The sequence below is a fragment of the Xanthomonas sp. NCPPB 1062 genome (genome assembly GCF_041481705.2).
GTDB classification, from domain to species: Bacteria; Pseudomonadota; Gammaproteobacteria; order Xanthomonadales; family Xanthomonadaceae; genus Xanthomonas; species Xanthomonas euvesicatoria.
On the sequence record NZ_CM192987.1, the window covers coordinates 1,672,612 to 1,699,288 of the forward strand.

Annotated in this window: 23 protein-coding genes and 1 other RNA gene; 16 read left to right on the forward strand and 8 right to left on the reverse strand. The window is 64.5% G+C overall.

The features are described from left to right. The first annotated feature begins 6 nt into the window (after positions 1-6). The gene (locus ACCQ16_RS07315) at positions 7-1,425 is read left to right on the forward strand and encodes a cryptochrome/photolyase family protein (RefSeq protein WP_277572884.1); all 1,419 of its coding nucleotides are present in this window, start codon (positions 7-9) and stop codon (positions 1,423-1,425) included. A gap of 272 nt (positions 1,426-1,697) precedes the next feature. After that, positions 1,698-2,423, forward strand: coding sequence for a YiaD family glycine zipper/OmpA-like lipoprotein (locus tag ACCQ16_RS07320; RefSeq protein ID WP_277572885.1), 726 nt, complete (start codon positions 1,698-1,700; stop codon positions 2,421-2,423). Between the two features lie 834 nt (positions 2,424-3,257). On the opposite strand, the gene ACCQ16_RS07325 is transcribed toward ACCQ16_RS07320, so the two are convergent. Next, positions 3,258-4,292 (reverse strand): XC_2801 family transcriptional regulator, encoded by a 1,035-nt coding sequence (locus tag ACCQ16_RS07325; protein WP_005925689.1) that lies wholly within the window; start codon positions 4,290-4,292, stop codon positions 3,258-3,260. A gap of 128 nt (positions 4,293-4,420) precedes the next feature. Between ACCQ16_RS07325 and ACCQ16_RS07330 the strand changes: the two genes are divergently transcribed. The 6 genes from ACCQ16_RS07330 to ACCQ16_RS07355 all read left to right on the forward strand — a co-directional run bounded on the left by ACCQ16_RS07330 (position 4,421) and on the right by ACCQ16_RS07355 (position 12,152). Beyond that, positions 4,421-4,648 carry a hypothetical protein gene (locus tag ACCQ16_RS07330; RefSeq protein ID WP_031421913.1) on the forward strand — a complete coding sequence of 76 codons (228 nt, stop codon included), beginning with the start codon at positions 4,421-4,423 and terminating at the stop codon, positions 4,646-4,648. Then, positions 4,645-5,418 carry an SDR family NAD(P)-dependent oxidoreductase gene (locus ACCQ16_RS07335; RefSeq protein ID WP_218531867.1) on the forward strand — a complete coding sequence of 258 codons (774 nt, stop codon included), beginning with the start codon at positions 4,645-4,647 and terminating at the stop codon, positions 5,416-5,418. The genes ACCQ16_RS07330 and ACCQ16_RS07335 overlap by 4 nt, the downstream gene beginning before the upstream one ends. Then, a complete protein-coding gene (locus ACCQ16_RS07340; protein ID WP_029819072.1) occupies positions 5,415-6,605 on the forward strand; it encodes an efflux RND transporter periplasmic adaptor subunit in 1,191 nt (396 codons plus the stop codon). The genes ACCQ16_RS07335 and ACCQ16_RS07340 overlap by 4 nt, the downstream gene beginning before the upstream one ends. A 178-nt stretch (positions 6,606-6,783) precedes the next feature. Continuing rightward, positions 6,784-9,960 carry an efflux RND transporter permease subunit gene (locus ACCQ16_RS07345; protein ID WP_008577268.1) on the forward strand — a complete coding sequence of 1,059 codons (3,177 nt, stop codon included), beginning with the start codon at positions 6,784-6,786 and terminating at the stop codon, positions 9,958-9,960. A 42-nt stretch (positions 9,961-10,002) separates the two neighbouring features. Further along, positions 10,003-10,734: an SDR family oxidoreductase gene (locus ACCQ16_RS07350; protein ID WP_008577266.1), complete on the forward strand. Its 732-nt coding sequence runs from the start codon at positions 10,003-10,005 to the stop codon at positions 10,732-10,734. Beyond that, entirely contained in the window at positions 10,728-12,152 is a 1,425-nt protein-coding gene (locus ACCQ16_RS07355; protein ID WP_029819075.1) for an efflux transporter outer membrane subunit, read from the forward strand. Before ACCQ16_RS07350 ends, ACCQ16_RS07355 begins: the two co-directional genes overlap by 7 nt. Positions 12,153-12,406: 254 nt before the next feature. On the opposite strand, the gene ACCQ16_RS07360 is transcribed toward ACCQ16_RS07355, so the two are convergent. Continuing rightward, positions 12,407-13,381 (reverse strand): GGDEF domain-containing protein, encoded by a 975-nt coding sequence (locus tag ACCQ16_RS07360; protein ID WP_005919921.1) that lies wholly within the window; start codon positions 13,379-13,381, stop codon positions 12,407-12,409. Positions 13,382-13,475: 94 nt separating this feature from the next. Between ACCQ16_RS07360 and ACCQ16_RS07365 the strand changes: the two genes are divergently transcribed. Further along, positions 13,476-13,781, forward strand: coding sequence for a hypothetical protein (locus ACCQ16_RS07365; RefSeq protein WP_277572886.1), 306 nt, complete (start codon positions 13,476-13,478; stop codon positions 13,779-13,781). Between the two features lie 192 nt (positions 13,782-13,973). On the opposite strand, the gene ACCQ16_RS07370 is transcribed toward ACCQ16_RS07365, so the two are convergent. Then, positions 13,974-15,629: a sensor domain-containing diguanylate cyclase gene (locus ACCQ16_RS07370; RefSeq protein ID WP_277572942.1), complete on the reverse strand. Its 1,656-nt coding sequence runs from the start codon at positions 15,627-15,629 to the stop codon at positions 13,974-13,976. Between the two features lie 199 nt (positions 15,630-15,828). Between ACCQ16_RS07370 and ACCQ16_RS07375 the strand changes: the two genes are divergently transcribed. Together ACCQ16_RS07375 and ACCQ16_RS07380 are read left to right on the forward strand one after the other, a co-directional pair. Continuing rightward, a complete protein-coding gene (locus ACCQ16_RS07375) occupies positions 15,829-16,077 on the forward strand; it encodes a hypothetical protein (protein WP_014089797.1) in 249 nt (82 codons plus the stop codon). 78 nt (positions 16,078-16,155) lie between these two features. Then, a complete protein-coding gene (locus tag ACCQ16_RS07380; protein WP_008577255.1) occupies positions 16,156-16,332 on the forward strand; it encodes a hypothetical protein in 177 nt (58 codons plus the stop codon). 189 nt (positions 16,333-16,521) lie between these two features. On the opposite strand, the gene ACCQ16_RS07385 is transcribed toward ACCQ16_RS07380, so the two are convergent. Continuing rightward, the gene (locus ACCQ16_RS07385) at positions 16,522-18,486 is read right to left on the reverse strand and encodes an asparagine synthetase B family protein (RefSeq protein WP_506175290.1); all 1,965 of its coding nucleotides are present in this window, start codon (positions 18,484-18,486) and stop codon (positions 16,522-16,524) included. A 331-nt stretch (positions 18,487-18,817) separates the two neighbouring features. Between ACCQ16_RS07385 and ACCQ16_RS07390 the strand changes: the two genes are divergently transcribed. Further along, positions 18,818-19,039 (forward strand): hypothetical protein, encoded by a 222-nt coding sequence (locus ACCQ16_RS07390; protein ID WP_008577251.1) that lies wholly within the window; start codon positions 18,818-18,820, stop codon positions 19,037-19,039. Positions 19,040-19,105: 66 nt separating this feature from the next. Here the strand turns inward: ACCQ16_RS07390 and ssrA are convergent. Then, positions 19,106-19,502: a transfer-messenger RNA gene (gene ssrA / locus ACCQ16_RS07395) on the reverse strand. A gap of 135 nt (positions 19,503-19,637) precedes the next feature. Between ssrA and ACCQ16_RS07400 the strand changes: the two genes are divergently transcribed. Continuing rightward, positions 19,638-22,085, forward strand: coding sequence for a S8 family serine peptidase (locus ACCQ16_RS07400; RefSeq protein ID WP_218489355.1), 2,448 nt, complete (start codon positions 19,638-19,640; stop codon positions 22,083-22,085). 157 nt (positions 22,086-22,242) lie between these two features. Here ACCQ16_RS07400 and smpB read toward each other — a convergent pair whose 3' ends face one another. Next, positions 22,243-22,746 (reverse strand): SsrA-binding protein SmpB, encoded by a 504-nt coding sequence (gene smpB / locus ACCQ16_RS07405; RefSeq protein ID WP_005913721.1) that lies wholly within the window; start codon positions 22,744-22,746, stop codon positions 22,243-22,245. A 60-nt stretch (positions 22,747-22,806) separates the two neighbouring features. On the opposite strand from smpB, the gene ACCQ16_RS07410 reads away from it, so the two are divergent. After that, the gene (locus tag ACCQ16_RS07410; protein WP_008577248.1) at positions 22,807-23,238 is read left to right on the forward strand and encodes a type II toxin-antitoxin system RatA family toxin; all 432 of its coding nucleotides are present in this window, start codon (positions 22,807-22,809) and stop codon (positions 23,236-23,238) included. Position 23,239: 1 nt separating this feature from the next. Continuing rightward, positions 23,240-23,527, forward strand: a complete 288-nt coding sequence (locus tag ACCQ16_RS07415; protein WP_008577246.1) for an RnfH family protein — start codon at positions 23,240-23,242, stop codon at positions 23,525-23,527. A gap of 268 nt (positions 23,528-23,795) precedes the next feature. Here the strand turns inward: ACCQ16_RS07415 and ACCQ16_RS07420 are convergent, their stop codons facing one another. Beyond that, entirely contained in the window at positions 23,796-24,191 is a 396-nt protein-coding gene (locus ACCQ16_RS07420; protein WP_008577244.1) for an outer membrane protein assembly factor BamE, read from the reverse strand. Between the two features lie 104 nt (positions 24,192-24,295). Here ACCQ16_RS07420 and fur point away from each other — a divergent pair, with 104 nt between their 5' ends. Beyond that, a complete protein-coding gene (fur, locus tag ACCQ16_RS07425; protein ID WP_005988392.1) occupies positions 24,296-24,706 on the forward strand; it encodes a ferric iron uptake transcriptional regulator in 411 nt (136 codons plus the stop codon). A 191-nt stretch (positions 24,707-24,897) separates the two neighbouring features. Here the strand turns inward: fur and recN are convergent, their stop codons facing one another. Then, entirely contained in the window at positions 24,898-26,562 is a 1,665-nt protein-coding gene (recN, locus tag ACCQ16_RS07430; protein ID WP_014089801.1) for a DNA repair protein RecN, read from the reverse strand. Between the last annotated feature and the right edge of the window lie 115 nt (positions 26,563-26,677).

The following is a 26,677-nucleotide window of genomic DNA, read 5'->3' on the forward strand; positions in this document are numbered from 1 at the left end:
GCTCGTATGTCATACGCCATCGTCTGGTTCCGTCGCGATCTGCGTCTGGAAGACAACCCGGCCTTGCGCGCCGCACTCGATGCGGGGCATCACCCGATTCCGTTGTACATCGATGCGCCGCACGAAGAGGGCGAATGGACGCCTGGCGCCGCGTCGCGCACCTGGCGGCATCGCTCGCTTGCAGCGCTGGACGGTGCCCTGCGCGCGCTCGGCAGTGGGTTGGTCATTCGCTCCGGTGACAGCGCGCAGGTGCTCGATGAGGTGATCGCGCAGACCGGTGCGGTGGCGGTGTACTGGAACCGCAAGTACGAGCCGGCCACCCAGCCGCGCGATGCGCAGATCAAGCGCGATTTGCGCGAGCGCGGCATCGAGGTGCAGAGCTGCAATTGCGCATTGCTGTTCGAACCGTGGCAGTTGTCCACGCAGCAGGGCGGCCCCTACAAGGTGTTTACCCCGTTCTGGCGCAACGCGCTGACGCAGCTGCAATTGCCCGCCGCGATAGGTGCGCCGCGCAGTCTGCCGCCATTGCCTGCAAGCTTGAAGACCGATGCGCTCGACACGCTGCAGTTGGTGCCGGGCCTGCAGTGGGACCAGGGTTTCTGGGAGCACTGGCAGCCCGGCGAAGCCGGCGCGCACGAAATGCTGGAGATCTTTATCGACGGCGCGTTGTCTGGATATCGCGAAAACCGCGATCGCCCCGATCGCGTCGGGACCTCGCAACTGTCGCCGCATCTGCACTTCGGCGAAATTGCGCCGTGGCGGATCGCCAGCACCCTGGAGACGCATCGCACTGCGCGCAATGGCGCAGAAATCGATGCCTATATCCGGCAGCTTGGCTGGCGCGACTTTGCCTATCACTTGCTGCATCACTTCCCGGACACCACCAACCAGAATCTCAACCCGCGCTTTGCAGGATTCGATTGGGCAACGGTCGATCCGGTTGCATTGCAGGCCTGGCAGCGGGGCCGCACTGGCATTCCGATCGTCGATGCCGGCATGCGCCAGCTCTGGCATACCGGTTGGATGCACAATCGCGTGCGCATGATCGTCGCCAGTTTTTTGTGCAAGCATCTGCGCATCCACTGGATCGAAGGCGCGCGCTGGTTCTGGGACACGCTGGTCGATGCGGACCTGGCCAACAACACGCTGGGCTGGCAGTGGGTGGCCGGTACCGGCGCCGATGCGGCGCCCTATTTCCGCGTGTTCAATCCGGTGACGCAGGCAGAAAAATTCGACCCGCATGCGGCATACATCACGCGCTGGGTGCCCGAGCTGGGCAAGCTCGCGGTGAAGGAACGCTTCGCGCCATGGTTGCATCCGTTGTCGCTGGCTCGCTTTGCACCGGAGTATCCGCGCAATCCGATCATCGGCTTGGCCGAGGGCCGCGATGCGGCGTTGGCCGCGTATGCGAAATCGCGCGCCTAGTCGCTGCTGATCGATGCGCGTGTGCCTGTTTCTGGACGGTGCTCGCAACGCTGTCTGATGAGCGAAACAGGGCATGGAATGCGCGCTGTGTACTGGCGTGCGCTGGCTCATGTGGCGGCGCACGTGTACGCGTCATCGCCGAAAACGTTTTCCTGAATGGCACACCCGTTACACGTGGGTTGCGGCAGTTTTCATCATGCGCCAGTCGCGTGGGCCTGTTTATCCTCGCGCACACGATTGAGCGCCGGATGGTCCGGCCATAGGAGAGCACCATGTCCCCAGCAGCCACCAAAAGTCTTGCCGTTGCATTGGCCAGCGTCATTGCGCTGTCCGCGTGTGCCACCGGCGGCTCGTATGTGCAGCGCGACCAATACGGCGAGCAGACGCAACAGCAGAATCGGACCGGCCGCAATGCGCTGATCGGTACCGCCATTGGTGTGGCTGCAGGCCTGCTCACCGGCGACAGCGCCACCGAGCGTCGTCAGCACGCAATGGTCGGCGCTGGCATCGGTGCACTGAGCGGCGCAGCAATTGGCCAGTACCAGGACCGCCAGGAGCGCGCGCTGCGTGAGCGCACCGCCAACACCGGTATCGAAGTACAACGCCAGGGCGACAACATCAGCCTGAACCTGCCCGATGGCATCACCTTCGACTTCGGCAAGTCGGCATTGAAGCCGCAGTTCTACACTGCGCTCAACGGCGTGGCCTCCACCCTGCGCGAGTACAACCAGACCATGGTGGAAGTGGTGGGGCATACCGATAGCGTCGGTAGCGATGCGGTGAATCAGCGCCTGTCCGAAGAGCGCGCCAGCGCGGTAGCGCAATACCTGACCGCACAAGGTGTGCAGCGCGAGCGCATGGAAACCATGGGCGCCGGCAAGCGTTATCCGATTGCCGACAACACCACCGATGCCGGCCGCGCCAAGAACCGTCGCGTCGAAATCCGCCTGATTCCGTTGCGTGCCGACGGCGCGGCCAGCAACACCGGCATGCGTTGAGGGGATGCAGTGAATCGTGGCGGGTCGGATGACTCACCTGCGATGTGCTGATGTATGCAACACAGGCCGCGAAAGCGGCCTGTTTTTTTGCTGCATGGTGTGATCAAGAGCAGCGAACCAATCGCTTGGGTTTAGAACGGATGGTCTGCACGGCTTTGAGGTCTCGATCTTTCTCACGTCATCGGCGCGAATGTGTCGGCGTAACTGTGGAACTTCAAAGCGCGGATCTGGGTGTTATTGCAGGGCCCTTGCCCCCCACCATCGCGGGACACGCTGCAAGTAGGTCCATGTTAGCTCCGTGGCGGCATCCATGCCGCCAAGGGTCCCGCGACGGTGAGCGGGCAAGGGTCAATCGAGTTGGTCGCTGTATTTGTGCAAGCGATAGATGCGTTCGCTAGCGATTCAAGGAGGCGCGGCTAGCTCGCGGTGCTCAGGCGAGAAAGTATCTCCACCCCCTTTCCTACGATGGGCCGCTTTCCGCGCGACCGACCAACGTGCTGGCGCGGTGTTCTCGCCGCTTGCGGGAGAACGACGGCGGCATGGATGCCGCCATCGAGCCCCGATGGATGGGTTGACGGCGCGTCCTGCGAGCGGCGAGGGCACCGCGCGCGACCGAGTCGGCTTTGCGCTCATCGGGTGATCGCATCCGACGACGCCACGACGGACGTCTCGATCTTTTCCAACTCACCGCTGACGGCAGTGAGATCATCTGCAAAGCGACCGAGCTGTCATCGGCTGTACGCGTGTGGTGACAGAAATGCATTCACTGGGTTGCATCGATGAACTTATGGCCTGCGCCAGACGGCAACCACCGCCGGCGCAGTCGATCCGGCACTACGCCGTGACGTTTTCCAAGATTCGCTTGCCTTCGGCGCGCAACTCCGCGTCTGCGCCCACTTCGACTTTCGCATCGTTGTCGGCCTTTTGTGCGGCCAAGCGGGCAGGGCACTGCGCCATCATGTAATCCGCATCGAAATTCATGCGCGTCACCAAAAAGTCCACGAACGCCCGCACTTTCGGCGACACCAATCGGCCGCCGGCGAACACCGCGTTGAAGTCCACCTCAGGCCCGGTCCAACCGGCCAGCACGCGACGCACCAGGCCCGATTGCACGAACGGTTTGGCCATCACATCGCCAGTCAGCAACAGGCCTTCGCCGCACAGCACCGCACCGTTGAGCGCGGCCGGATCGTTGGCCACCATCAGCGGATTGACCGGGAAATCGCGTACATCGCTGCCGTCGCTGAGCGACCAGAAAAATCGGTTGTTGTGCACGTTGCGGTTCTTGCGCAAGGCGAGCGTGCGATGGAATTGCAATTCGTCCGGATGCAGCGGTTCGCCATAGCGTTCGATGTAGGAGGGGCTGGCGAACACCTGGGTGCGCAAGCTGCCGAGCTTGCGCGCCACCAGATTGGAGTCGGGCAGCGCGCCGACGCGCAATGCCAGATCGGCTTCACCGCCGATCAGGTCCAGCTTCTCGTTGCCCAGATGCATGTCAAGCTGGATTTCCGGGTATTGCGCGTGGAATTCGCCCAGCAACGGCGCGATCCAGGTAATGCCCAGCGAATACGGCACGGTAAAACGCAGCCAGCCACGCGGGCCCGATTGCAGCTGTCCCACCGCGCTTTCGGCTTCTTCCAGTTCGCGCGCGATGCGCTGGCAATGTTCGTGGTACACCGAGCCGGCTTCGGTCAGGCCGATGCGGCGGGTAGTTCGATGCAACAGGCGCGCACCCAACCGGGTTTCCAGTTCCTGCACCTTGCGGCTGACGGTGGTCTTGGGCAGGCCAAGCGCATTGGCGGCGGCGATGAAGCTGCCTTGTTCGACCACCTTGACGAAGATCAAGGTGTCGTTGAGATCGTGAGTCATGGGATGCCTTCCGGGGGTCAGGAGGGATTAGACCGCTTGCGGGACGATTATTCCCCTAAATCCGGACTAATCAAGTGCTGCTTTGAAGCCTAACTTATGCGGCATCCCCTCCATGCAGGAGCACGGCCATGTGGTTGTGCAACGTTTTCGGCGTGTCTTCCAGTCAGCGCAGTGCGATCGAAAGCGCCTTCGATCCGGTCGTTTCCACGGAAAAACGGTCGTACGACAGTGCCTTGCGCGAATTCTCCAGCTCGCCACGGCGGCAGGCTGGCGGCGCGCCTGCGCAGCGGACTGGACTGCAGGCGCGCTGGGCACGCCGTGGAATTATCCCGATCTCGGGAGCGAAAATCCCATGAGCGGGATGGTTCAATCCGAGACGGCCGTCATTGGCGGCGCGGGCAACGTGGGCATGGGCATCGTCTCTGCATTGCTGGATGCCGGTATGCCAACGGTGGTGATTGGGCGCGACGCCGCCAAGCTGGACGCACTGCGTGCGCAGCACGGTCACTCCCCGCTGCTGGACATCGTGCAGGGATCAGTGGCCGACGATGCATCTGCGCAGCGCCTGGCCACCGAACTGGCCCAGCGGCAACGACCGCTGGGCGCGGTGATCGCCAGCCTGGGCAGCCCGCCCAAGGCTGGGCGGCTGGTGGATCGGCCGGTGGCCGCCCTGCGTCGTCGCCTGGAGCGCGACGTGCTGCCGCATCTGGCTGCCGCCCGTCACCTGCTGCCGCTGCTGGCCGAGGCCGACGGCGGCGGCCGCTATCTGCTGCTTGGCAGCCCGTGCGCGCTGCGCGCCTGGTCGGCGCATGGCGATCGTTCGGTTGCGGCCTCAGCCACCCGCATGCTTGCCCAGGTGTTGCACGAGGAAGCCAAGCCGTTGGGCGTCCGCGTGCAGTTGCTCTCGGTCGAACAGCCGGTCTGCACGCCCGGCCGCGCCAAGGACGCCTGTCCGGAATGGATCCGCGCCGTGGACGTCGGCCGCGCCGCTGTTTCCCTGATTGCCGGGCCTGGCCAGCCCGGACAAGCCATCGTGACCGTGAGTCGTCGCCCGCCGGCCGCACCGTCGGCCAGCCGGCTGGCCGGTCTGCAATTTCCCATCCCCACCCGAGAGATTTCCCCATGACCACGAACGCCACCCCGTTCCGTTTTCCCTTGCGTACCGTGTTGGCGGGCGCCGTGCTTGCGGTCGTGCTCGCCGGCTGCGGCAGCAAGGCCGCCGAGACCGGCGCACCGCCGCCGCCCAGCGTCAGCGTCGCGCCGGTGTTGATGAAGCAGATCAGCCAGTGGGACGAATTCAGCGGCCGCATCGAGCCGGTGGAAAGCGTGGAACTGCGTCCGCGCGTGTCCGGCTATATCGACAAGGTCAACTACACCGAAGGTGCAGAGGTGAAGAAGGGCGATGTGCTCTTCACCATCGATGAGCGTAGCTACCGCGCCGAGTTCGCGCGTGCCAACGCGGCGCTGGTGCGTGCCCGCACCCAGGCCACGCTGGCACGTAGCGAAGCCACGCGCGCACGCAAATTGTCCGAGCAGCAGGCCATCTCCACCGAAACCTGGGAGCAGCGCCGCGCCGCCGCCGATCAGGCCGATGCCGACCTGCAGGCCGCCCAGGCCGCGGTGGACACCGCCAGGCTCAACCTGGATTGGACGCGCGTGCGCGCTCCCATCGATGGCCGCGCCGGGCGTGCGATGGTCACCGCCGGCAACCTGGTCACGGCCGGCGACAGCGCCAGCGTGCTGACCACCCTGGTGTCGCTGGACAAGGTATTCGTCTACTTCGATGCCGACGAAGGCACCTTCCTGCGCTATTCGCAGATGGCCCGCAACGGCGAGCGCCCGGACGAACGTGGCGGCGAGTTGCCGGTGCGGATCGGGCTGGTCGGCGAGCAGGGCTTCCCGCACACCGGTCGCGTGGATTTCCTGGACAACCAGGTGACCCGCAGCACCGGCACCATCCGCGTCCGCGCGGTACTGGACAACGCGCAACGGCAATTCACGCCGGGGTTGTATGCGCATGTGCAGTTGCTGGGCAGCGGCCAGTTCAAGGCCATGCTGGTCGACGAAAAGGCCGTGCTCACCGACCAGGACCGCAAATACGTGTACGTGGTGGACAAGGACGGCAAGGCGCAGCGCCGCGATGTGGAGCTCGGCCGCAGTGCCGATGGTCTGCGCATCGTGCGTAGCGGCCTGGCCGCCGGCGACCGCGTGGTGGTCGATGGCGTGCAGAAGATCTTCATGCCCGGCATGCCGGTGGACGCCAAGACCGTGGCCATGGCGCCGGCGGCGGACAAGCGCACCGCTTCCAACTAGGGATCGCCAACGCGCGTTGCGCGCTGTCGCGCCTGCCTGGCGACAGCGCACCACCTGCAATGGCTGTACTGCTGTATCGCTGCATCGCAGCTCATGACTGCCGGCCTCGTCATCAGGCCGGCCCGGGGCCGCTGTGCCGCGCCGCCACCCGGCGGCAACCTCTTTCAGGACCATCCCAATGGACTTTTCCCGTTTTTTCATCGACCGGCCGATCTTTGCCGCGGTGCTGTCGATCATCATCTTCGCCGCCGGCCTGATCGCCATGCCGCTGCTGCCGATCAGCGAATACCCAGAAGTGGTGCCGCCGAGCGTGCAGGTGCGCGCGGTGTATCCGGGCGCCAACCCCAAGGTCATCGCCGAGACCGTTGCCACGCCGCTTGAGGAAGCCATCAACGGCGTGGAAAACATGATGTACATGAAGTCGGTGGCCGGCTCGGACGGCGTGCTGGTGGTCACCGTGACCTTCAAGCCCGGCACCGATCCGGACCAGGCGCAGGTGCAGGTGCAGAACCGCGTCAGCCAGGCGCAGGCGCGTCTGCCCGAGGACGTGCGCCGCCAAGGCGTGACCACGCAGAAGCAATCGCCGACGCTGACCATGGTCGTGCATCTGACCTCGCCCAAGGGCAAGTACAACTCGCTGTACCTGAGCAACTACGCCACCTTGAAGGTCAAGGACGAGCTGTCGCGCCTGCCGGGCGTGGGACAGATCCAGATCTTCGGTGCCGGCGACTACGCCATGCGCATCTGGTTGAACCCGGACAAGGTGGCCGCACGCGGGCTCACCGCCAGCGATGTGGTCGCCGCCATCCGCGAGCAGAACGTGCAGGTCTCCGCCGGCCAGCTCGGCGCAGAACCCATGCCCAACAAGAGCGATTTCCTGCTCTCGATCAATGCGCAGGGCCGCCTCACCACCGAAGAAGAGTTCGGCAACATCGTCATCCGCAGCGGCAACAGCGGCGAGATCGTGCGGCTGAGCGACGTGGCGCGTCTGGAGCTGGGCGCCGGCAACTACACCTTGCGTTCGCAGCTGGACAACCAGAACGCGGTGGGCATGGGCGTGTTCCAGTCGCCCGGTGCCAACGCGATCGAATTGTCCGATGCGGTGCGCGCCAAGATGGCCGAACTGGAAAAGCAGTTCCCGCAGGACATGGCATGGTCGGCCGCGTACGACCCGACCGTGTTCGTGCGCGATTCGATCAGCGCGGTGGTGCACACGCTGCTGGAAGCGGTGCTGCTGGTGGTGCTGGTGGTGATCCTGTTCCTGCAGACCTGGCGCGCTTCGATCATTCCGTTGCTGGCGGTACCGGTGTCGGTGGTCGGTACGTTCGCTGCGTTGTACCTGCTGGGCTTTTCGATCAATACGCTGAGCCTGTTCGGTTTGGTGCTGGCGATCGGCATCGTGGTCGACGATGCGATCGTGGTGGTGGAAAACGTCGAGCGCAACATCGAAGAAGGCCTGAGCCCATTGGCGGCTGCCCATCAGGCCATGCGCGAAGTGTCCGGGCCGATCATCGCCATCGCGCTGGTGCTGTGCGCGGTGTTCGTGCCGATGGCGTTCCTGTCGGGCGTGACCGGCCAGTTCTACAAGCAGTTCGCGGTGACCATCGCCATTTCCACGGTGATTTCGGCGATCAACTCGCTGACCTTGTCGCCGGCGCTGGCGGCGATGCTGCTGAAGTCGCACGACGCGCCCAAGGATGGTCCGTCGCGGTTGATCGACCGTTTGTTCGGCTGGTTGTTCCGCCCGTTCAATCGTTTCTTCAACACCAGCTCGCACAAGTACCAAGGCGCGGTGTCGCGTGCGCTGGGCAAGCGGGGTGCGGTGTTCGTGGTCTACCTGCTGCTGTTGGTCGGTACTGGTTTCATGTTCAAGCTGGTGCCGGGCGGCTTCATTCCGACCCAGGACAAGCTGTATCTGATTGCGGGCACCAAACTGCCGGAAGGGTCGTCGCTGGAGCGCACCAATGAGGTGATCCGCCAGATCACCCAGATCGCGCTGCAGACCGACGGTGTGGATCACGCAATCGCGTTCCCGGGCCTGAACCCGCTGCAGTTCACCAATACGCCCAATACCGGCACGGTGTTCCTGACGCTCAAGCCGTTCAGTCAGCGCAGCCGCACCGCCGCGCAGATCAATGCGGAAATCAACGCACGCATCAGCCAGATCCAGCAGGGCTTCGCGTTCGCCTTCATGCCGCCACCGATTCTTGGCTTGGGCCAGGGCTCGGGCTACTCGCTGTACATCCAGGACCGTGCCGGCCTGGGCTATGGCCAGTTGCAGAGTGCGGTCAATGCGATGTCCGGTGCGATCTCGCAAACGCCGGGCATGCAGTTCCCGATCGGTACCTACCAGGCCAACGTGCCGCAGCTCGATGCCAAGGTCGACCGCGACAAGGCCAAGGCGCAGGGCGTGCCGCTGACCAATCTGTTCGATACGCTGCAGACCTATCTGGGTTCGTCCTACATCAACGACTTCAATCGCTTCGGTCGCACCTATCAGGTGATCGCCCAGGCCGATGGACAGTTCCGCGATAGCGTGGAAGACATCGCCAACCTGCGCACGCGCAACGCCAACGGCGACATGGTGCCGATCGGCAGCATGGTCACGCTGGGCCAGACCTACGGCCCGGACCCGGTGATCCGCTACAACGGCTACCCGGCCGCCGACCTCATCGGCGAAGCGGACCCGCGCGTGCTGTCGTCCACCGAGGCCATGCAGAAGCTGTCCAGCATGGCGCCGCAGGTGCTGCCCAACGGCATGAACATCGAGTGGACCGACCTGAGTTATCAGCAGTCCACGCAAGGCAACTCGGCGTTGATCGTGTTCCCGATGGCGGTGTTGCTGGCGTTCCTGGTATTGGCTGCGTTGTACGAAAGCTGGACCCTGCCGCTGGCAGTGATCCTGATCGTGCCGATGACCTTGCTGTCTGCGCTGTTCGGTGTGTGGCTCACCAATGGCGACAACAACGTGTTCGTGCAGGTGGGTCTGGTGGTGTTGATGGGCCTGGCGTGCAAGAACGCGATCCTGATCGTGGAGTTCGCCCGCGAACTGGAAATGCACGGCAAGGGCATTGTCGAAGCCGCACTGGAAGCCTGCCGCCTGCGCCTGCGTCCGATCGTGATGACCTCCATCGCCTTCATCGCCGGCACGGTGCCGCTGGTGTTCGGCCACGGTGCCGGCGCCGAAGTGCGCTCGGTCACCGGCATCACGGTGTTCGCCGGCATGCTGGGTGTGACCTTGTTCGGCCTGTTCCTGACTCCGGTGTTCTACGTGGCACTGCGCAAGTGGGTCACCCGTCGCGGGCCCGCGACACCGCCCGCGGTTGCGCACGATCACGCGCACGTCAACGCCTAAGCACGCGTGACTTCCCCCTACATACATTCGAAGGATTTACACATGAGCAACACCAAGATCGCATTGGTCACCGGCGCAACCCGCGGCATCGGCCTGGAGACCGTTCGGCAATTGGCCACCGCCGGCGTGCACACGCTGCTGGCCGGCCGCAAGCGCGACGACGCCGTGGCCGCGGCCCTCAAGTTGCAGGCCGAAGGCCTGCCGGTGGAGGCCATCCAGCTCGACGTCAACGACGACATCAGCATTGCTGCCGCGGTGGGCACGGTGGAGCAGCGCCATGGTCATCTGGACATCCTGATCAACAACGCCGGCATCATGATCGAGGACATGCAGCGTACCCCGTCGCAGCAGAGCCTGGAGGTGTGGAAGCGTACCTTCGACACCAATCTGTTCGCGGTGGTCGAGGTGACCAAGGCCTTCCTGCCGCTGCTGCGTCGTTCGCTGGCCGGGCGTATCGTCAACGTGTCGAGCATCCTCGGTTCGCTGACCTTGCACAGCCAGCCCGGCTCGCCGATCTACGACTTCAAGATTCCTGCTTACGACGCGTCCAAGAGCGCGTTGAACAGCTGGACGGTGCATCTGGCCTACGAATTGCGCGACACAGCCATCAAGGTCAACACGGTGCATCCGGGTTACGTCAAAACCGACATGAACGGTGGCGGCGGCGAAATCGAAGTGGAGCAGGGCGCGCATAGCAGCGTGCAAATGGCGCTATTGGATGCCCACGGTGCCACCGGCAGCTTTACCCATCTGGGAGAGGTGTTGCCATGGTAAGAAACTTCCTGAGCGTGGCACTGGCTGCACTGGTGCTCAGCGGTTGCGCGGTCGGGCCGGATTACCGCCCCGATCCGCCGGCGGCGGTGACGCTGCAAGGCGCGCAAGACCCGGCATACAGCGCGCAGTCGCCGGTGGGCAACTGGTGGTCGCAGTTCGACGACCCGGTGCTGGAGCAATTGGTGCGCGACGCCTTGTTCGCCAACCACGACCTGCGCATCGCGGTGGCGCGCGTCAAGCAGGCGCGCGCGGTGTTCGTCGAGCGCCGCCTGGATCAGGCGCCGCATATCGCCGCGCAAGGCAGCTTCGATCGTCGCGAGCAGCAGCAGGTGATCGCCGGCAATCAGCGCTTTCTGACCGAGCAGACCACGCTCGGTCTGGATGCGGCCTGGGAGCTGGACCTGTTCGGCCGTCAGCGGCGTGCATCGGAGGCCGCGCGTGCCGACCTGGATGCCGAGCAGGCCAACCTGCAGGACGTGCAGGTCACCGTTGCTGCCGAAGTGGCGCGCAATTATTTCGAATTGCGCGGCACCCAGAAGCGCTTGGACGTCTCCAAGCGCACGCTCACCAACCTGCGCGACACCCAGAAGCTGACCCAGACCCGATGGGATCTGGGTGCCGGCAGCGAGCTGGACGTGCAGAGCAGCCTGGCGCGGTTGAAGGCGATCGAGGCGGATATTCCGCTGCTGGAAACCGCCGAGGCGCAATACCGCCACCGTCTGGCTGTGTTGCTGGGCCAGCAACCGGATGCGTTGGATGCCACCTTGGCCGCGCGCGAGATGCCGGCGTTCGCGCGCCCGCTGCCGCTGGGCGATACCGCCGGCTTGCTGCGTCAGCGTCCGGATGTGCGCGGCGCCGAGCGCCGGCTGGCGGCAGCCACCGCGCAAGTGGGCGTGGCCACTGCCGACCTGTTTCCGCGCATCAGCGTGAGCGGGTTCGTCGGCTTCCTCACCGGCGACGCAGCCAGGTTGACCGAAGGCAACGCCAAGGCCTGGTCGGTGACCCCGTCGATCAGCTGGGCCGCCTTCGATTTCGGCACCGTGCGTGCGCGCTTGCGTGCCAGCAAGGCGCAGGCCGAAGGTGCGTTGGCGCAGTATCAGCAAACCGTATTGCTGGCGCTGGAAGACACCGAAAACGCGTTGATCGGCTATGGCCGCCAGCAGGCGCGCCTGGCCATCGTGGTGGAGCAGGCCAATGCCGCGCGGCGTGCCGAGCAGCTGGCGCAGATCCGCTACCGCGAGGGCTCGGAAGACTTCCTCACCCTGCTGGATGCGCAGCGCACCCAGCTGGCGGCCGACGATGCGTTGGCGCAGGCCGAAGCGGCGGTGAATGTCGGCGTGGTCGGCGTGTACAAGGCGCTCGGTGGCTGGAAGCAGGACCAAGCCCCTGCGGCACCGGTGGCCGTGGTCAATCGTTGAACGACGTGCGGGGGGGCCAGTGGGTCGCCCCGCAGTTCTGGCTGCAGCGTCAGAGCTAAACGGGGCGGTCGAACGTGTGCGGGCGATGGCTGGCGATACTGGCCATGCATCCGACGCCGCCAGTTCGCGCACCTCGGCTGACAGGCGCGCTACCGGCGCTTTCGTCACCACCATCGCATTCGCGACCAAGGCGTAACCCATCTGTCAGGTGCGTATGCCTACGCAGACCCGGACGCTTCCATGCCGCCAGGTGCCTATTCGGCGACCCGCACGCTGTCGCGTCCGCCGTTCTTGGCCAGATACAGCGCCGCATCGGCACGCGAAAACCAGTCCTGCCAATGCGTTTCGCCATCGTGGCGCGCCGCGCCCAGCGAGACGGTGATGCGCCCGCCGGGTCCGCGCAAGCCGTTGCGTATCACCTTGCGCAGGCGTTCGGTGGCCGCTTCCAGTTCGGCCAGCGAGCCGGCACGCAGCAGCACCACGAATTCTTCGCCACCAAAACGGAAGACCTGGTGCGGTTCGCGTACTTCAAAGCGCAGGATGGTGGCCAGATCCGAGAGCGCCGCATCGCCAGCGGCATGCCCGTACAGATCGTTGACCTCCTTGAAGTGATCCAGATCCAGGATGATCAGGCTGTTGAGCCGGTCGTGCGGTTGACGTTGATCGATCTGGTGGGTCAGCGCACGTTCCAGCATGCGACGGTTGGGCAAGCCGGTCAGCGCATCCAGCGAGGCCAGTTCTTCCAGGTGCACGCGGTCGTCCTGCATTCGCAGCGAAAACGCGTAGCCCACCGCCAGCGTCACCAGCGTCACCACGATCGTCGACACGCCCTGGCCGGGGCTGGTGATCAAGCCTGGCAAGAACAACAAGGCGGCCAGCAGCGGCAAGCTCAACAACACCGCGCGTCGCGGCCCGCACAAGAAATAATTGGTGGCCAGCACCGGGAACAGCCAGGGCAGGGCGCCGTCGCCACCGGTCCAGCACGCCACCAGGCACCCGCCGACGTTGATCGACGCCAGCCACACGCCGCCGGCGCCGGTGTCTTCGGCACTGCGCATCTGCCAGCCGCGCCATACCGCAAGCACGCCCAGCGCCGCGGTGACCAGGCACGCAACTACCTGACCGGTCATGGCCAAATACACCGCATAGAGGCAAAGCAACAGCGCGGTGATTGGCCCGAGCATCTTGACGATGCCGAGTCGGAAATCCCGCCGCAGGTGGAGGATCACAGGGAAGGTTCTATAGGAGTCGGCATCATTATCGGCGGAGTGCGGTCAAAGTTGAGCGTGTCTTCATCACCGCAATGGGTAGGAAAGTGAAGCGTTGCAGCGCAAGGCTTCGCACATCCTTGACGGCGCTGCCGCAAACGTATCGTTTTGGTTGTCGGAGTCTGCCATGCCCACCCGCGAAGAACTGGCCACGCGCCTGGACGCGTTGCAGGAAGAGTTGCCCAAGTTGTCGGCAGATGAAGATGCGGATTTCGACTATCTGGATTTTCAGGCGCGTGCCGAAGCGATCCTGAGCAGCGTCGCGCAGGACGATGCCGCCTATGTGCGCACGCGTATCGACGGCATGCTGGCCGGTGCGGGCCTGATCCCCACCGACGACGCGGGCCACGCCTGCGGCTGAGGCCTGGTCTTGGCATGAGCGCATGTGCCTGAGCGTTCGTCGCTGCAATGCGCGCGCCGGCGAATGATCCGAGCATCTTCGTTCAGGCGCTCGCACCAGGGTTCGCCAAGCGCGCGCGATGTGGATCTGAGCGTCGACCGCGCGACACAGGCCTCTGCGACAGACCGCAGCAGCACGCCCGGCTGCTTGCGTTCAGGCCACGGATGCAAGCACATCCGCGCTCACGACCTGATTGCGGCCACCCTGCTTTGCGCGATACAGCGCCGCGTCCGCCCGTTGCAGTAACGAGGCCACGGTGCTGGCGTGAGCGGGAAAGCTGGCCGCGCCGAACGAGGCGGTGACCTTCGGCAGACAGACGCCATCGCCCATGACCTGCAGGGCCTCGATGCCGGCGCGCAATTTCTCCGCCATCATGCACGCGGTTGGCAGATCGACTTCGGGCAGGATGATCGTCAATTCTTCGCCGCCGTACCGGCAGCAGATGTCCTCGCCACGCGTCTGCGCCAGCAACAATTCGCCAATGGCCGCCAGCACGCGGTCGCCGCCGCTGTGCCCGTGCAGGTCGTTGAACCGCTTGAAGTGATCCACATCCAGCATCAGCACCGACAAGGGCAGCTCGCGGCGCGTGCAGCGCGCCAACTCGTGACTGAGGGTTTCTTCCAGATAGCGGCGGTTGTACAGGCCTGTCAGCGGGTCGCGGATCGATTGCTGGCGCAGCGTTTCGCGCAGGCGCAGGTTGTGCAGCGCCAAGGAGAGTTGTTCTGCTGCCGCCTCGGCCACGGTCAGCGAGGCAAGATCGTCAGGGTCTTCGCTACGCAATGCCAGCATCCCCAGCTGCGTGCCCTGCGCCGATAGCGGAATACAGGCGGTGGCCGCATGCGCCGGGAGGTTGACGCCGGCATGCTGGCACAGCATGCCCTGGCCGGCGTCCATCACCACATGGGTGCGGTCGCGGCGCAGCGCCCAGCAGTTGTCCGGCGCGATGCTGGCACTGGCGTCGTCTGCCATCTCGCCCCAGGCGACCACCTGTTCGGCGCGATCGCGCGAGGCGCGTAGCAAGTAGACCGCGCCGGCGGCACCGGGAATCAGCGGTGCAATCGTGCGTGCAGTTATTTCCAGCGCTTCTTCGGCATCGCGGCAGTTCTGCAGCAACCCGGAGTAGCGTGCCAGCGCCTCCAGGCCAGCGGAGGTGCGTTCGAGTGCGGCAAACGACTCGATCAGGCGCTCGCTGGTCCGGCTGGCGTCGTTTTCGGCACGCGTACGCCGTTCCAGCTCGCGCGACAACAAGCGGTACGCCAACAGCATCACCAGCAAGCCACTGACAATGCCGATCACCGTCACCCACAGCACCCACTGTGCGCTGCGGGTGGTGGCTGCATTGCGCCTGATCAGTTGCTGCCGCTCCAGCTCCGTCATGGTCTGCACCTGGCGGCGCAGCGATGAAGAGGTCTGGAACACCCCGCGCGCGATGGCAGCACGCGCGCCATCCAGGCCTTGCTTGCGATAGCTATGCAATAACTCGTCGATCTGCACCAGGCGCGCGTCCACCAAACGGCTCAGCACGACCACATTGCGCCGCTGCGTCGGGTTGTCCTGCACCAGGGCGTCCAGCCGCACGATGCGCTCGGGCAGGCGGCCGATCGCATCGGCATACACGCCCAGAAAGGCCTCGTTGTCGGTCAAGACATAGCCGCGCGCCGACGATTCCGCCGACAGCATGCCCGCCTGGATTTCGTCGATGCTGGCAATCACTTCCTGGGTGTGCGTCACCCAGCCGGCGTCCGACAGCGAACGCTGCGTCGTGAGGTACCCGCCCACGCCGATCAGGACAAAGATCAGCCCACCCACCAGCAAGGCCCCGGCAGCACGACGTTTGGTTCTTTTGGTCAACACCGCGTTCCCCCGGCACGATTGTCTGGTCGAGGCCGATGCAAGCCGCGTGCCTACGCTCCACTTCGCTTGCCGAGTCAGCTGGCAGACGGCACATTGCCCCCGGAAGCAGCGTCGTGGCGGTATGCTGGCAAGCAGTCACCGAAAAGGGCGCCCGTTGGTCATTTTTCTAGGCAATTACCAACTCACCTGTCATGCCGTCAAAGGCGATACCCCCGCCCATGGCTGGGTGGCAGGCTGGGATATTGCGCAGATCGGCATCGGCCGCGGCGCGAACCTGGCAGGCGCCGCGCTGTCGTCGACCTTTCCCGACCATCGCAGCGCCATGGCAGCCGCCCGGATTGCCGGCATGGTCACGCTGGAAGCCATGCACGCCAAGGCGCAAGAGCAGCGCGAGTACGCCTGAGCGGGAAGCCCTGACGGCTGGCACGCGATTTGCTCGGGTTTGATCAGGGCGCCGTCGAGCGTCTCTGGAGCAAGTGCAATGGAAGAGCCCAATAAAAGCGCACTGGCGTTGCTGCAACACGAAGCCAGCGCGTTGCTGGCCTTGTTCGATCAACTCCGCGGCGATGCCGCCCCGCGGTGTGCAGCTGCCGACGACCGGGCAGGGGCCCTCGTTCGTCGCGATGAGCCCGACCATGCCGCGCGCGTCACTAACTGACGCAGCGCGCGCAGTCTGCTTCGTCCTTCGCAATGGCCAACGTCTGACCTCTGCATCGGGAAATCCCGGCCTTGTCCGTTTATCTCTGGGGCGAGGTTGAAGCGGGTGGGCAGGGCCCCAGCACGCACTGACGCATGTCGCAACGCGGACGCATGTCGCAACGCGCAAGCGCTTTCGGTGACCTCGCTGTCAAACGAACGCCTCAATGGTGAGGTGGCTTATACCTTCTGGATCGCGATGGCACGCCTCGTCCACACAAAAGGAGGGCCGCTGCTGCCAGCGTTGCTGCCAAGCCTGGAACATGAGAATGGGCCAAAGATGCGTGTGCCACTTTCGTTGACCTGCGATGAACGCTTGCCAGAGATGCGTCACCACCCCGACGTCGAAGACGCCTTGCTCTTCGAGTTTTGAAGGTGTCAACAAGTCTTCAGCCCACTCGCGTAAGGGGCCGCGTAGCCAGCGGCCGACAGGCGCACCGAAGCCTCGCTTGGGTCGGTAGATAAGCTCCTGCGGCAGATACAGTTCGAGCAGGCGCTTCAAAATGTATTTTTGCTCCCCACGAACCATTTTGAGCTTGAGCGGAATCTGCCAGGCCAGCTGAAATACCTGCTGATCCAGGAAGGGGGAAGACGTGTTCAGGCCATGCAGCATGCACGCGCGGTCGACTTTGGTCATGAGTCCTTCCCCAAGTTCCATGGCAATGTCCATAAAGAGAACGCGCTCGCCTGGGGATCCGACGGTCAGCTGCTCCATGGGGGTGTCATAGATCGTGGGGTACTCCATGGAGCCAAGCACGGCGCAACGGGGGTTGCGCCAACGCGAGACCCTGAGCAGGTAGCTGTCTTCCACCGAGCGGCTGATCGTCTCCCCCAGGGCCGCTCGCCATCCGCCCAAACGGGCCGACTCCTTCGTGTAGACGCCCCGGCGACGCAGCGAACAGCGCAGCGTGTCCGGGATCATGGAGCTCAGGCGCGCATTGCGCAGTGCACGCGCATACGCGGCATGGCCGAAGAACAATTCGTCGCCTCCATCGCCTGTCAGCATGTGACTGACTTGGCGGCGCGCGGAGCCTGCTGCAAGCAGTGTCGGAATCTGGGACGAGTCCGCAAAGGGTTCGCAAAACGCCTCCGATATCTCCGGCAGAATGGCCACGGCCTGCTGATCGCTGATGCGTTGTTGGAAATGCCGCGTACCTAGATGGCTTGCAACCTTTTGTGCCCAATCCATTTCGTCGTGGTCGGCATCCTCAAATCCGATGGTGACGGTATCGACAGGTGTTGAGCGTTGCGACTGCAGGAGGGACGTGATGAGGCTGGAATCGGTTCCTCCCGACAGGAATGAACCAGTCTTGCGATCGCTGACGCGGTCAACCGCCATCGAGAGCGCATCCTGCAGGCGGCTGATCGCACGCTCTTCGGTCACATGCTCTCTTGCTTGGATTAAGTTGCTGACATTTCTTTTCGGATGCCAGTAGCGCGCCCCCTCGCTGGGGTCGTGATGGGGCGCACCGCGTTCCACATCCAGCGTGCTGAAAACTTGAATGGTTCCTGCCGCGAGTTTGAAGATGCCTCGATGGATGCTATATGGCGATGGAATGTAGCCGTATCGCAGCAGGAGCGTCAGCGCATTCCGATCGAGCAAGTTACTGAAGCCGTGAGAGGAAGCGATTGCTTTGAGTTCAGAAGCAAACACAAGACCCTGATGTGTCCAGCCGTAGTACAGGCTGCATTGACCGATGCGGTCGCGCACTAGCGACAGCGTGTGTAATCGACGATCAAGAATGGCCAGGCAGAAGCTGCCATCGATGAGCGCTAGGGTTTGCTGCAGCCCCAACGACTGAATGCTTTGCGCGATCCTTGCGGCAGAGGTGTTGCTCTCACAAGCCTCTGGTGTGCTGTAAAGCGGCGAGAGGCCATTGGCGCGTCCAGCGAAGGCGACAAGATAACGACCATCGGCAGAAAAGCCCATGCGAGTCCCCGGGGTGCCAGAGCTCCCGCATGCTGCAAGTACCAGGGGCGTGTCAACGACGGTTGCCACACACGCTTTATCTCCACGGTGCTTCATCACAGCAACCATCGCACTTCCACGCCGTCCTAGCGTGCTGCTGTCTTTGTGAGAATTTGGTTCCAACCACAATCCACAGATACCCGACATCTGACCCGTCCGCCCTTGACCATATAGAGAGGTGCACTGGGCCGGGCAACGCGACTTGCTGGCGACGTCGTTCCCGATCCGGTGCGGCGCGCATGGTGGGCTGGTCGTATGGGGATTCCGCCTGGAAATGATCAAGGAACGGTTGAGAGGGCGCTGTTTTTTGAGCGCTTTGCATCGATGTCGCTCCGGTGCGCTGCGTCATGTCGAGCGCGTGGATGGCCGCGTGCAACCAGGCGCAGCGATGACTCGAACAGGTGACAGATGGCGTTTGCCTGATCGCTCTCTCGCCCGCCACGTCGCCGGCAACCAATGACTGCGCCCTGCGGAGATCGTGGCCGACAAGGCGCCCCGGCATCGGCTCATCGAAGTCGATATCGGGATGCCGGACCGCTTGCCGGTGCTGGCGGAATCCGAGCGCAGCTTTGGCGCGGCATATCGCAAGGTGGGCGAGGGCATCGTGGGGGTATCGACGTTGGCCATTGGCTGCATGCCCCCAGATGTCCCCAGCGTCGCATGGCGTGATACGTTCACCTGCGCACTGCGTCGCACATGAAAAAGGCCGAGAACCCTTGTTTTACGGGGGTTCCCGGCCTTCTCAGGACCTCATCGGTCCGCTCATTGGTGGAGGTGGGCGGAATCGAACCGCCGTCCGGAAGCACTCCATCCCCAGCACTACATGCTTAGCCCTCCGTTAGATCTCGTTTCCAGGCAGCACGGTTGGCAAAGCGCACCTGGAAACCAGCCTGCTTTATCTGACCGGTAGCTGACAGGCAGCCACTACCGATGGTTCCGTGATAATGACCCTACACCTACGAGCACGGGCACAAGTAGGTTCGGGGGTTCGCCTTAGGCGGCTGTAGAACTACAACTAAAGCCAATTAAGCGGCGATAGCGAAGTCCGAACCGTAGTTGTCATCGTTGGCAACTAAAAGTTTGCTGCTGGATTAACGAGGAAAGCTGCCCCCTCGGCATGCGCCAAGCGACTTCGCGACCCCCGTCGAAACCAGTGCACCCCCGGGGAAAGCAATAAAACGCTGACCGGGTCAGTGTAGGGATCGGCGCGCCCTGTCACAAGTGGTGAGATGCGCAACGCTTACAGTGGCTTCAGTCCCGTACCGAACGGAACAGTCTGCATACGAAGGAGCGACGCGATGGCGACAAGCAAGCCCCCACGTTCGAAACCTGCACGCGCGCTGCCGCGCAAGGCGGCTGCAAGCACGCAACAACCGGCGCGGCCGCGCGCTGCGCGCGCGCAGCAGGCCGGGACCCAGGAGTCCACAGCGACCCGCGTGCAGGGCAAGGCGCGCACGGTGATCTACATCCATGGCATCGGCAACAAGCCGCCGGCCGATGTGCTGCGTTGTCAGTGGGACAAGGCGTTGTTCGGGCGGCCCATGGGCGAGCGCACGCGGCTGGCGTACTGGGTCAATCGCGAGCGGTATCCAGTGGCCGAGCCGGGCAATTGCGACGCGCGCGATGTGGGGCCGGCGCTCAATCAAAGCGTGCAGCGCGCCTTGAGTACGCTTGGCCTGGTGCCGGGCGAACAGGACCTGCACCTGTTGGCAGACGCGCTGGCGCAGAGCGAGCAGGAACGCACCGATCTGCATCGGCTGCTGGACGAGCTTCAGGGCACGTCCGTGTCCGGCAGCGTGCAGGCCAAGGGCGCCATCGATGCGATCAACCGGGTGTTGCTGCGGCTGATTTCGGCTGCATTGTTGCAGGATGTGCATGACCTGTTCTTCGTGCCGGAACGTGCGGCGTTGATGCGCGAGAGTCTGGCGCAGCGGCTGCGCGCAGGGGGCGGGCCATTCGTGGTGGTGGCGCACAGCCAGGGGTCGATGATCGCCTTCGATGTGCTGCGCCAGCTGAAGGCCGCCGATTGCGAGGTCAGTTTGTTCCTCACCCTGGGTTCGCCACTGGGCTTGCCGCAGGTGCGCAGCATGTTCAAGCGCTGGACTGGCACGCGCAAATTGCCGTTTCCCGAGTGCGTACAGCGCTGGATCAATGTGGCCGAAACGCGCGACCCGATCGCGCTGGACCCGGACCTCACCGACGACATCGCCAATGCCCAAGGACGTTTCGAGAACCTGGCCGCTGCGCGTTTGAACCCGGACTGGCAGCACAACCCGCATTCGGCTTCGGGCTATCTGTCCATTCCGCAGGTGCGCGCCGCGGTGCGCCAAGCCGTGGGTGTGGGCTTCGATCAGCCGGTGTCCAATGCAGTGCTGATCAAGGACCTCAGCGAGCAGCTCGAAGCGCATGGCCCTGAGTACCGGCACGATGTGCTGATCGAGCTGGATCGGCGCGTGTTGGGGAACGACCCTGCCGGTGTGCGCGCATTGCTGTTGCAGCATGTGCGCGAAGCCGCTGCGCGTACCACCGGCCTGAGCGGCGATGCGCTGGATGAGGCGATCGAGCTGGAAGACAGCCTGCAGCGTTTCGTGTCTGCGCGGCTGACCCGATTCGAGATCGAGTCGCTGCAGGATCGCTACCGCGCGTTGGGCTTTCGGCGGGTATGGCGCGATGCCGGAAAACGCGCGTTGATCCATGTGTCGGGCAATGTGCTGCATGCCGATGCGGCACGCACGGCGTATCGCGCACGCGGGCAGCAGATCGGTTGGGCGGTGATGGATACCGGCATCGTGGCCGATCACCCGCATTTTTTCGTCAAGGGTGAACGCGACACCGTGGTGGCACAGTGGGATTGCACGCGGCGCGGCGCGCCCAAACGGCTGACCCGCGCCGATGGCACGGCGTTTACCCGGCTCGATCGGCATGGCCACGGCACGCATATCGCCGGCATCATCGCCGGCCAGTGCCGCGCGTCGATCCCGGAGGCGGGCGGCACGCCCGGCCGTCCGCTGGAATTTTCCGGCATCGCGCCGGATACCCAGCTGTATGGCTTCAAGGTGCTCGACAATGCCGGAAACGGCCGCGATTCGTGGACGATCAAGGCGGTGCAGCAGGTGGCCGACATCAACGAGCGTGCCGGCGAGTTGGTCATCCATGGCGTCAATCTGAGCCTGGGCGGCTGCTTCGACCCGGAGAGCTACGGTTGCGGGTTTACGCCGTTGTGCAACGAATTACGCCGGCTGTGGCGGCAAGGCGTGCTGGTGGTGGTCGCGGCCGGCAACGAAGGCCTGGCCTGGTTGATGCGCAACGACGGTGACGCATATGCCGCCAACATGGATCTGTCGATCAGCGACCCGGGCAATCTGGAAGACGCCATCGTGGTCGGCTCAGTGCACAAGAGCAGCCCGCACAACTATGGCGTGTCGTATTTTTCCTCGCGCGGGCCGACCGCCGACGGCCGCAGCAAGCCGGATGTGGTCGCGCCAGGGGAGAAGATCCTGTCGGCCTACTACGACTTCGACCCGAACGACCCGACCAGCCTGATGGTGGAGATGAGCGGCACCAGCATGGCCGCACCGCATGTCTCCGGCGTGCTGGCCGGCTTCCTGTCGGCGCGCCGCGAGTTCATCGGCTTCCCCGATCGGGTCAAGCAACTGCTGCTGGATACCTGCACCGACCTGCAGCGCGACCGCTATGTGCAGGGCAGGGGAGTGCCGAATTTGATGCGGATGCTGGGAGCGACGTGATCCGGAGCCGTGAGTCGGGATTGGGGATTGGGGATTGGCAAGAGCGGTGTGGCTTAGCCTCGCCGCTCTGCAGGTGTGGATCGCAGGACAGCAGTGCAAAAGGCCACGCACAGCCGCTCTAACCAATCCCTAATCCCGAATCACCAATCCCCGCTCATCACGCATCGCGGTTATGCCGCCGCATCACGCGCTGCTTGTCGCGCTGCCAGTCGCGGTCCTTGGCGGCGTCGCGCTTGTCGTGATTCTGCTTGCCCTTGGCCAGGGCGATTTCCAGCTTGACCTTGTTGCTGCTCCAGTACAGCGCGGTAGGCACCAGGGTGTAGCCTTCGCGCTCCACGCGGGTGAGCACCTTGTCGATCTCGGCCCGGTGCAGCAGCAGTTTACGGTCGCGCCGTTCCACTGGCACCGTGTGGGTGGAGGCCTGGATCAGCGGCGTGATCTGTGCGCCGATCAGGTAGATCTCGCCGGAGCGCACATAGGCATAGCCGTCGACGATGTTGGCGCGGCCGGCGCGGATCGCCTTGACCTCCCAGCCCTGCAGTGCCAGGCCGGCTTCGTAGCGTTCTTCCAGGTGGTATTCGTGGCGCGCACGCTTGTTCAACGCGATGGTTTTCGTGGCCTTCGCGCCGTTTGCTTTATCCTTGGTCTGTTTCTTGCTCATCCGCCCATTGTCGCCGATTCGGTGTCGTCAAACGATCTTCCGTCTTTCACAAGTTAGCGAATGCCTACCATCCGTCGCAGCGCCCTGGTCGAACACAGCGCCTCCCGCATGTTCGATCTGGTCAATGATGTCGCCGCCTATCCGCGCCGCTTCGGCTGGTGCGACGCTGCCAATGTGCTCGAGCAGGACCAGGCGCACATCGTGGCGCGCCTGGATTTGGGGCTGGGGTCGTTCCGCACCTGGTTCACCACCGAGAACATCCTTGAACGCCCGGAGCGCATCGTCATGCACCTGCGCGATGGCCCGTTCAAGCGCCTGGAAGGCCTGTGGGAGTTCCAGGCGCTGGGCGAGGGCGCCTGCAAGGTGAGTCTGACCCTGGAGGTCGAAACCAGCTCGCGGCTGCTTGGCCCGGCGCTGGCGCTGGGGTTTCAGGGCCTGGCCGATCGCATGGTCAATGATTTCGTGCGCGTCGCCGACCGCGGCGACGTCTAGGTTGCGCAGCGGCATGCGCATCGAAGTCGTGCTGGCCTGGCCGGATCGCTACAGCTCGGTACACCTGGAATTGCCTGAAGGCGCAACGGTGGCCGAAGCCGTTGCCATGTCCGATCTGGCGGTGGAGCGGGCCCCCGCCGCGTATGCGGTGCACGGGCTGATCGCGCGGCCGGAGCAGGGGTTGCGCGACGGCGACCGGGTCGAATTGCTCAGGCCGCTGTTGCTGGATCCGAAGGAAGCCCGCCGCAGGCGTGCCGGACCAAGCAAGAAAGCCGGCCCCAACCGCTAGCGATTGCCAGCGCTGCGACGACGCAGACTCGCTGCAAAGCCATCGCTGCTGACGGCGTGTCTCGAAGAATCAGCCGTGTTGGTTGAGTTCGAACGAGCGCGCTTGGACTAAGACATGCGACAGACAGCACGATCGATCGGTCCTGGGAGTCAGCGCTGTAGAGTCACTGAAGCGCTCTGTTGGCATCGGGCAAAACGAAAAACGCATCCGTTCGAAGGGATGCGTTTTGGGTCCGATCAGGCGATCACGAGACCGCCCGGTAACCGCATCAACGGCCGCGTTGCTTCTTCTTGTCGCGGGCCAGGTTGCGGCCGAACTGCTTGGGCGCGGCTTTGGCCAGTTGCTCGTCCTGCGACGGGAAATAGTCGCCTTCCCAGCGTGCGACCTGTTCGTTCTCGAAGAACACGGTGAAATTCTTGATCTCGGTACGCGCCAGACGGTCCACGCGCTGCGTGGAGGTGTAGTCCCAGCGCTGGGCATGGAACGGGTCGGGGATCGAGGGCGTGCCCAGCAACGCACTGACCTGCTGCTTGCTCTGGCCTACCTGCAGTTGCTCCACGGCGTTCTGTTTGATCAGATTGCCCTGGTAGATCGGCTGCTTGTAGATGATGCCGCAGCCAGCGGTGGAAAGAGCAATGGCGGCGACCAGCAGGAGATTACGCATCGGGGATTAAGTGCTGAGGAAATCACGCCGATGATACACTTCCGCCGGTCGCCGCGACCCGTTTGATGGCAGCTGGCGCTAAATCGCCAATGAACGGAGAACGTATGGAAACCCACGACCTGCGCAAAGTCGGGCTCAAGGTGACCCATCCGCGCATGCGGATCCTGGAACTGCTCGAACAGAAGAGCAATCAGCATCACCTCAGCGCAGAAGACATCTATCGCCAACTGCTCGATCACGGCGACGAGATCGGGCTGGCGACGGTCTACCGGGTGCTGACCCAGTTCGAGGCGGCCGGCCTGGTGCTGAAGCACAATTTCGAAGGCGGGCAGGCCGTCTACGAGCTGGACCGCGGCGGTCATCACGACCATATGGTGGACGTGGATACCGGTCATGTGATCGAGTTCGAGAGCGAGGAAATCGAGGCGCTGCAGCGCCAGATCGCCGCCAAGCATGGCTACGAACTGGAAGAGCACTCGCTGGTGCTGTACGTGCGCAAAAAGCGTCCGCGTTGAGTTCAGTGTCTGCAGAGATCTAATGACAGGGCGGCTTCGGCCGCCTTGTGCGTGCTGGGGCGTGTTGGTGGGTTTGCTGCAGGCCCATGCTCCCATCCGCCCTTCGGGCACCTTCCCCCCAGGCGGGGGAAGGGAGACTCATCAGCGGGGGAGGGAACGGGGACTGTGAATTTGCGAACGACCGGCCCCGCTCAGGCGCTTTGCAGCAGCTTGCGGGCGGCCGCGCGCGCTTCCTTGCTCACTTCCACACCACCCAGCATGCGTGCCAATTCTTCCTGGCGGGCCTGCGGGCCGAGCAGTTCGACCGCACTCTGGGTCATGCCGTCCACCGGCGCCTTGCTGACCCGGTAATGCGCGTGGCCCTTGGCGGCGACCTGCGGCAAGTGGGTAACGCACAGCACCTGGCGCTCTTCGCCCAGCGCGCGCAGCTTCTGCCCGACGATGTCGGCCACCGCGCCGCCGATGCCCGAATCCACTTCGTCGAACACCATGGTGGGCACGCTGTCCAGGCCCAGCGCCGCCACTTCGATGGCCAGCGAAATGCGCGACAGCTCGCCGCCGGAGGCGACCTTGCGCAAGGCGCGCGGGGGCTGCCCGGCGTTGGCGGCGACCAGGAATTCCACCCGTTCGGCGCCATTGGGGTCCGGCCGGGGGCTCTCGTGCGGCTGTAGCTGGATCAGGAACTGCCCGCCGCCCATGCCCAACTCGCCGATCAGCGCGGTGGTCGCGGCCGACAACGCCTCGGCGGCGGCGGTGCGGCTGTCGCTGAGCACGCCGGCCGCGCTGCGCCAGGCGCCGGTGGCGATTTCGATGTGCTTGTCGAGCTGCTGCAGGCGCTCGTCGGCGCCGCGCAGGCTCTCGACTTCGGCGCTCAGGTGGTCGCGATGCGCGGCCAGTTCGTCCGGCGTGACGCGGTGTTTGCGGGCCAGGTCGTGCAGGCGGCCAAGGCGGCGCTCCATCGCCTCGAACTGGGCCGGGTCGGCCTCCAGGTCGTCGCGCACACGGTCGAGCAGGGCCAGCGCTTCCTCGATCTGGATCACGGCGCTGTCCAGCAGCGCGTCCACTTCGCCCAGCCGCGGTTCGTGTTCGGCCACGCGCGACAAATCGTGGCGGCTGTCCTGCAACAGGCCCAGGGCACTGGCGCCGTCGTCGCCGTTGAGCTGCTGGGCGACGCTGTCGCAGGCACCGATCAGCGCGGTGGCATGGGCCTGGCGGCGGTGATTGACGTCCAGTGCGGCAATCGCGGCCGGATCCAGGTCCTCGCGTTCCAATTCGGCCAGTTGGTGTTCCAGAAAGCCGATCCGGTCGGAGACATCGCCTTGCGCGGAGAGCGCATCACGCTCGTCCAGCAGCGCCTGCCAGCGCTGGCTGGCCTGGCGCACCTGCTCGCGCTGGGCGCTGTTGCGGGCGTAGGCATCGAGCAGGGCGAGCTGGCTGTGCCGGGCCATCAGCGCCTGGTGCTCGTGCTGGCCGTGGATTTCGACCAGTCTCGAGGCGAGTTCCGCCAGTTGCGAGGAGGTGACCGGGCGGCCGTTGATCCAGGCGCGCGAGCCGCCGTCGGCGCGGATGATCCGGCGCAGCTGGCATTGCGCCTCGTCGTCGAGTTCGTTGTCGGCCAGCCAGCGCAGCCCGGGATGCTCGGCCGGCAGCTGGAATTCGGCCGACAGTTCGGCGCGCTCGGCGCCATGACGCACCACGCCGCTGTCGGCGCGCAGGCCGGACAGAAAGCCCAGCGCGTCCACCATCAGCGACTTGCCGGCGCCGGTTTCGCCCGATACCACGGTCATTCCCGGCCCGAATTCCAGTTCGGTGGCACGGACAACGGCGAAATCCTTGATCGAGAGGTGTCTGAGCATGAGGTCGAGTGTGAACGCTTTGGGGAAGCTTAGGGTGGCAGGGGCAGACGGGGAATCGGACGCTTGCCATCCCCGGGGCCAGACATTATCTATGCGCTGTCTCACCGGATGATCC

Excerpts from the sequence above, each read along its gene's own strand:
- ACCQ16_RS07340 (WP_029819072.1), top strand. The coding sequence starts at position 5,415 with ATGACCACGAACGCCACCCCGTTCCGTTTTCCCTTGCGTACCGTGTTG.
- ACCQ16_RS07320 (WP_277572885.1), top strand. The coding sequence starts at position 1,698 with ATGTCCCCAGCAGCCACCAAAAGTCTTGCCGTTGCATTGGCCAGCGTC.
- fur (WP_005988392.1), top strand. The coding sequence starts at position 24,296 with ATGGAAACCCACGACCTGCGCAAAGTCGGGCTCAAGGTGACCCATCCG.
- ACCQ16_RS07350 (WP_008577266.1), top strand. The coding sequence starts at position 10,003 with ATGAGCAACACCAAGATCGCATTGGTCACCGGCGCAACCCGCGGCATC.
- recN (WP_014089801.1), bottom strand. The coding sequence starts at position 26,562 with ATGCTCAGACACCTCTCGATCAAGGATTTCGCCGTTGTCCGTGCCACC.
- smpB (WP_005913721.1), bottom strand. The coding sequence starts at position 22,746 with ATGAGCAAGAAACAGACCAAGGATAAAGCAAACGGCGCGAAGGCCACG.
- ACCQ16_RS07400 (WP_218489355.1), top strand. The coding sequence starts at position 19,638 with ATGGCGACAAGCAAGCCCCCACGTTCGAAACCTGCACGCGCGCTGCCG.
- ACCQ16_RS07410 (WP_008577248.1), top strand. The coding sequence starts at position 22,807 with ATGCCTACCATCCGTCGCAGCGCCCTGGTCGAACACAGCGCCTCCCGC.
- ACCQ16_RS07330 (WP_031421913.1), top strand. The coding sequence starts at position 4,421 with ATGTGGTTGTGCAACGTTTTCGGCGTGTCTTCCAGTCAGCGCAGTGCG.
- ACCQ16_RS07325 (WP_005925689.1), bottom strand. The coding sequence starts at position 4,292 with ATGACTCACGATCTCAACGACACCTTGATCTTCGTCAAGGTGGTCGAA.
- ACCQ16_RS07380 (WP_008577255.1), top strand. The coding sequence starts at position 16,156 with ATGGAAGAGCCCAATAAAAGCGCACTGGCGTTGCTGCAACACGAAGCC.
- ACCQ16_RS07345 (WP_008577268.1), top strand. The coding sequence starts at position 6,784 with ATGGACTTTTCCCGTTTTTTCATCGACCGGCCGATCTTTGCCGCGGTG.
- ACCQ16_RS07355 (WP_029819075.1), top strand. The coding sequence starts at position 10,728 with ATGGTAAGAAACTTCCTGAGCGTGGCACTGGCTGCACTGGTGCTCAGC.
- ACCQ16_RS07420 (WP_008577244.1), bottom strand. The coding sequence starts at position 24,191 with ATGCGTAATCTCCTGCTGGTCGCCGCCATTGCTCTTTCCACCGCTGGC.
- ACCQ16_RS07315 (WP_277572884.1), top strand. The coding sequence starts at position 7 with ATGTCATACGCCATCGTCTGGTTCCGTCGCGATCTGCGTCTGGAAGAC.
- ACCQ16_RS07385 (WP_506175290.1), bottom strand. The coding sequence starts at position 18,486 with ATGTCGGGTATCTGTGGATTGTGGTTGGAACCAAATTCTCACAAAGAC.
- ACCQ16_RS07335 (WP_218531867.1), top strand. The coding sequence starts at position 4,645 with ATGAGCGGGATGGTTCAATCCGAGACGGCCGTCATTGGCGGCGCGGGC.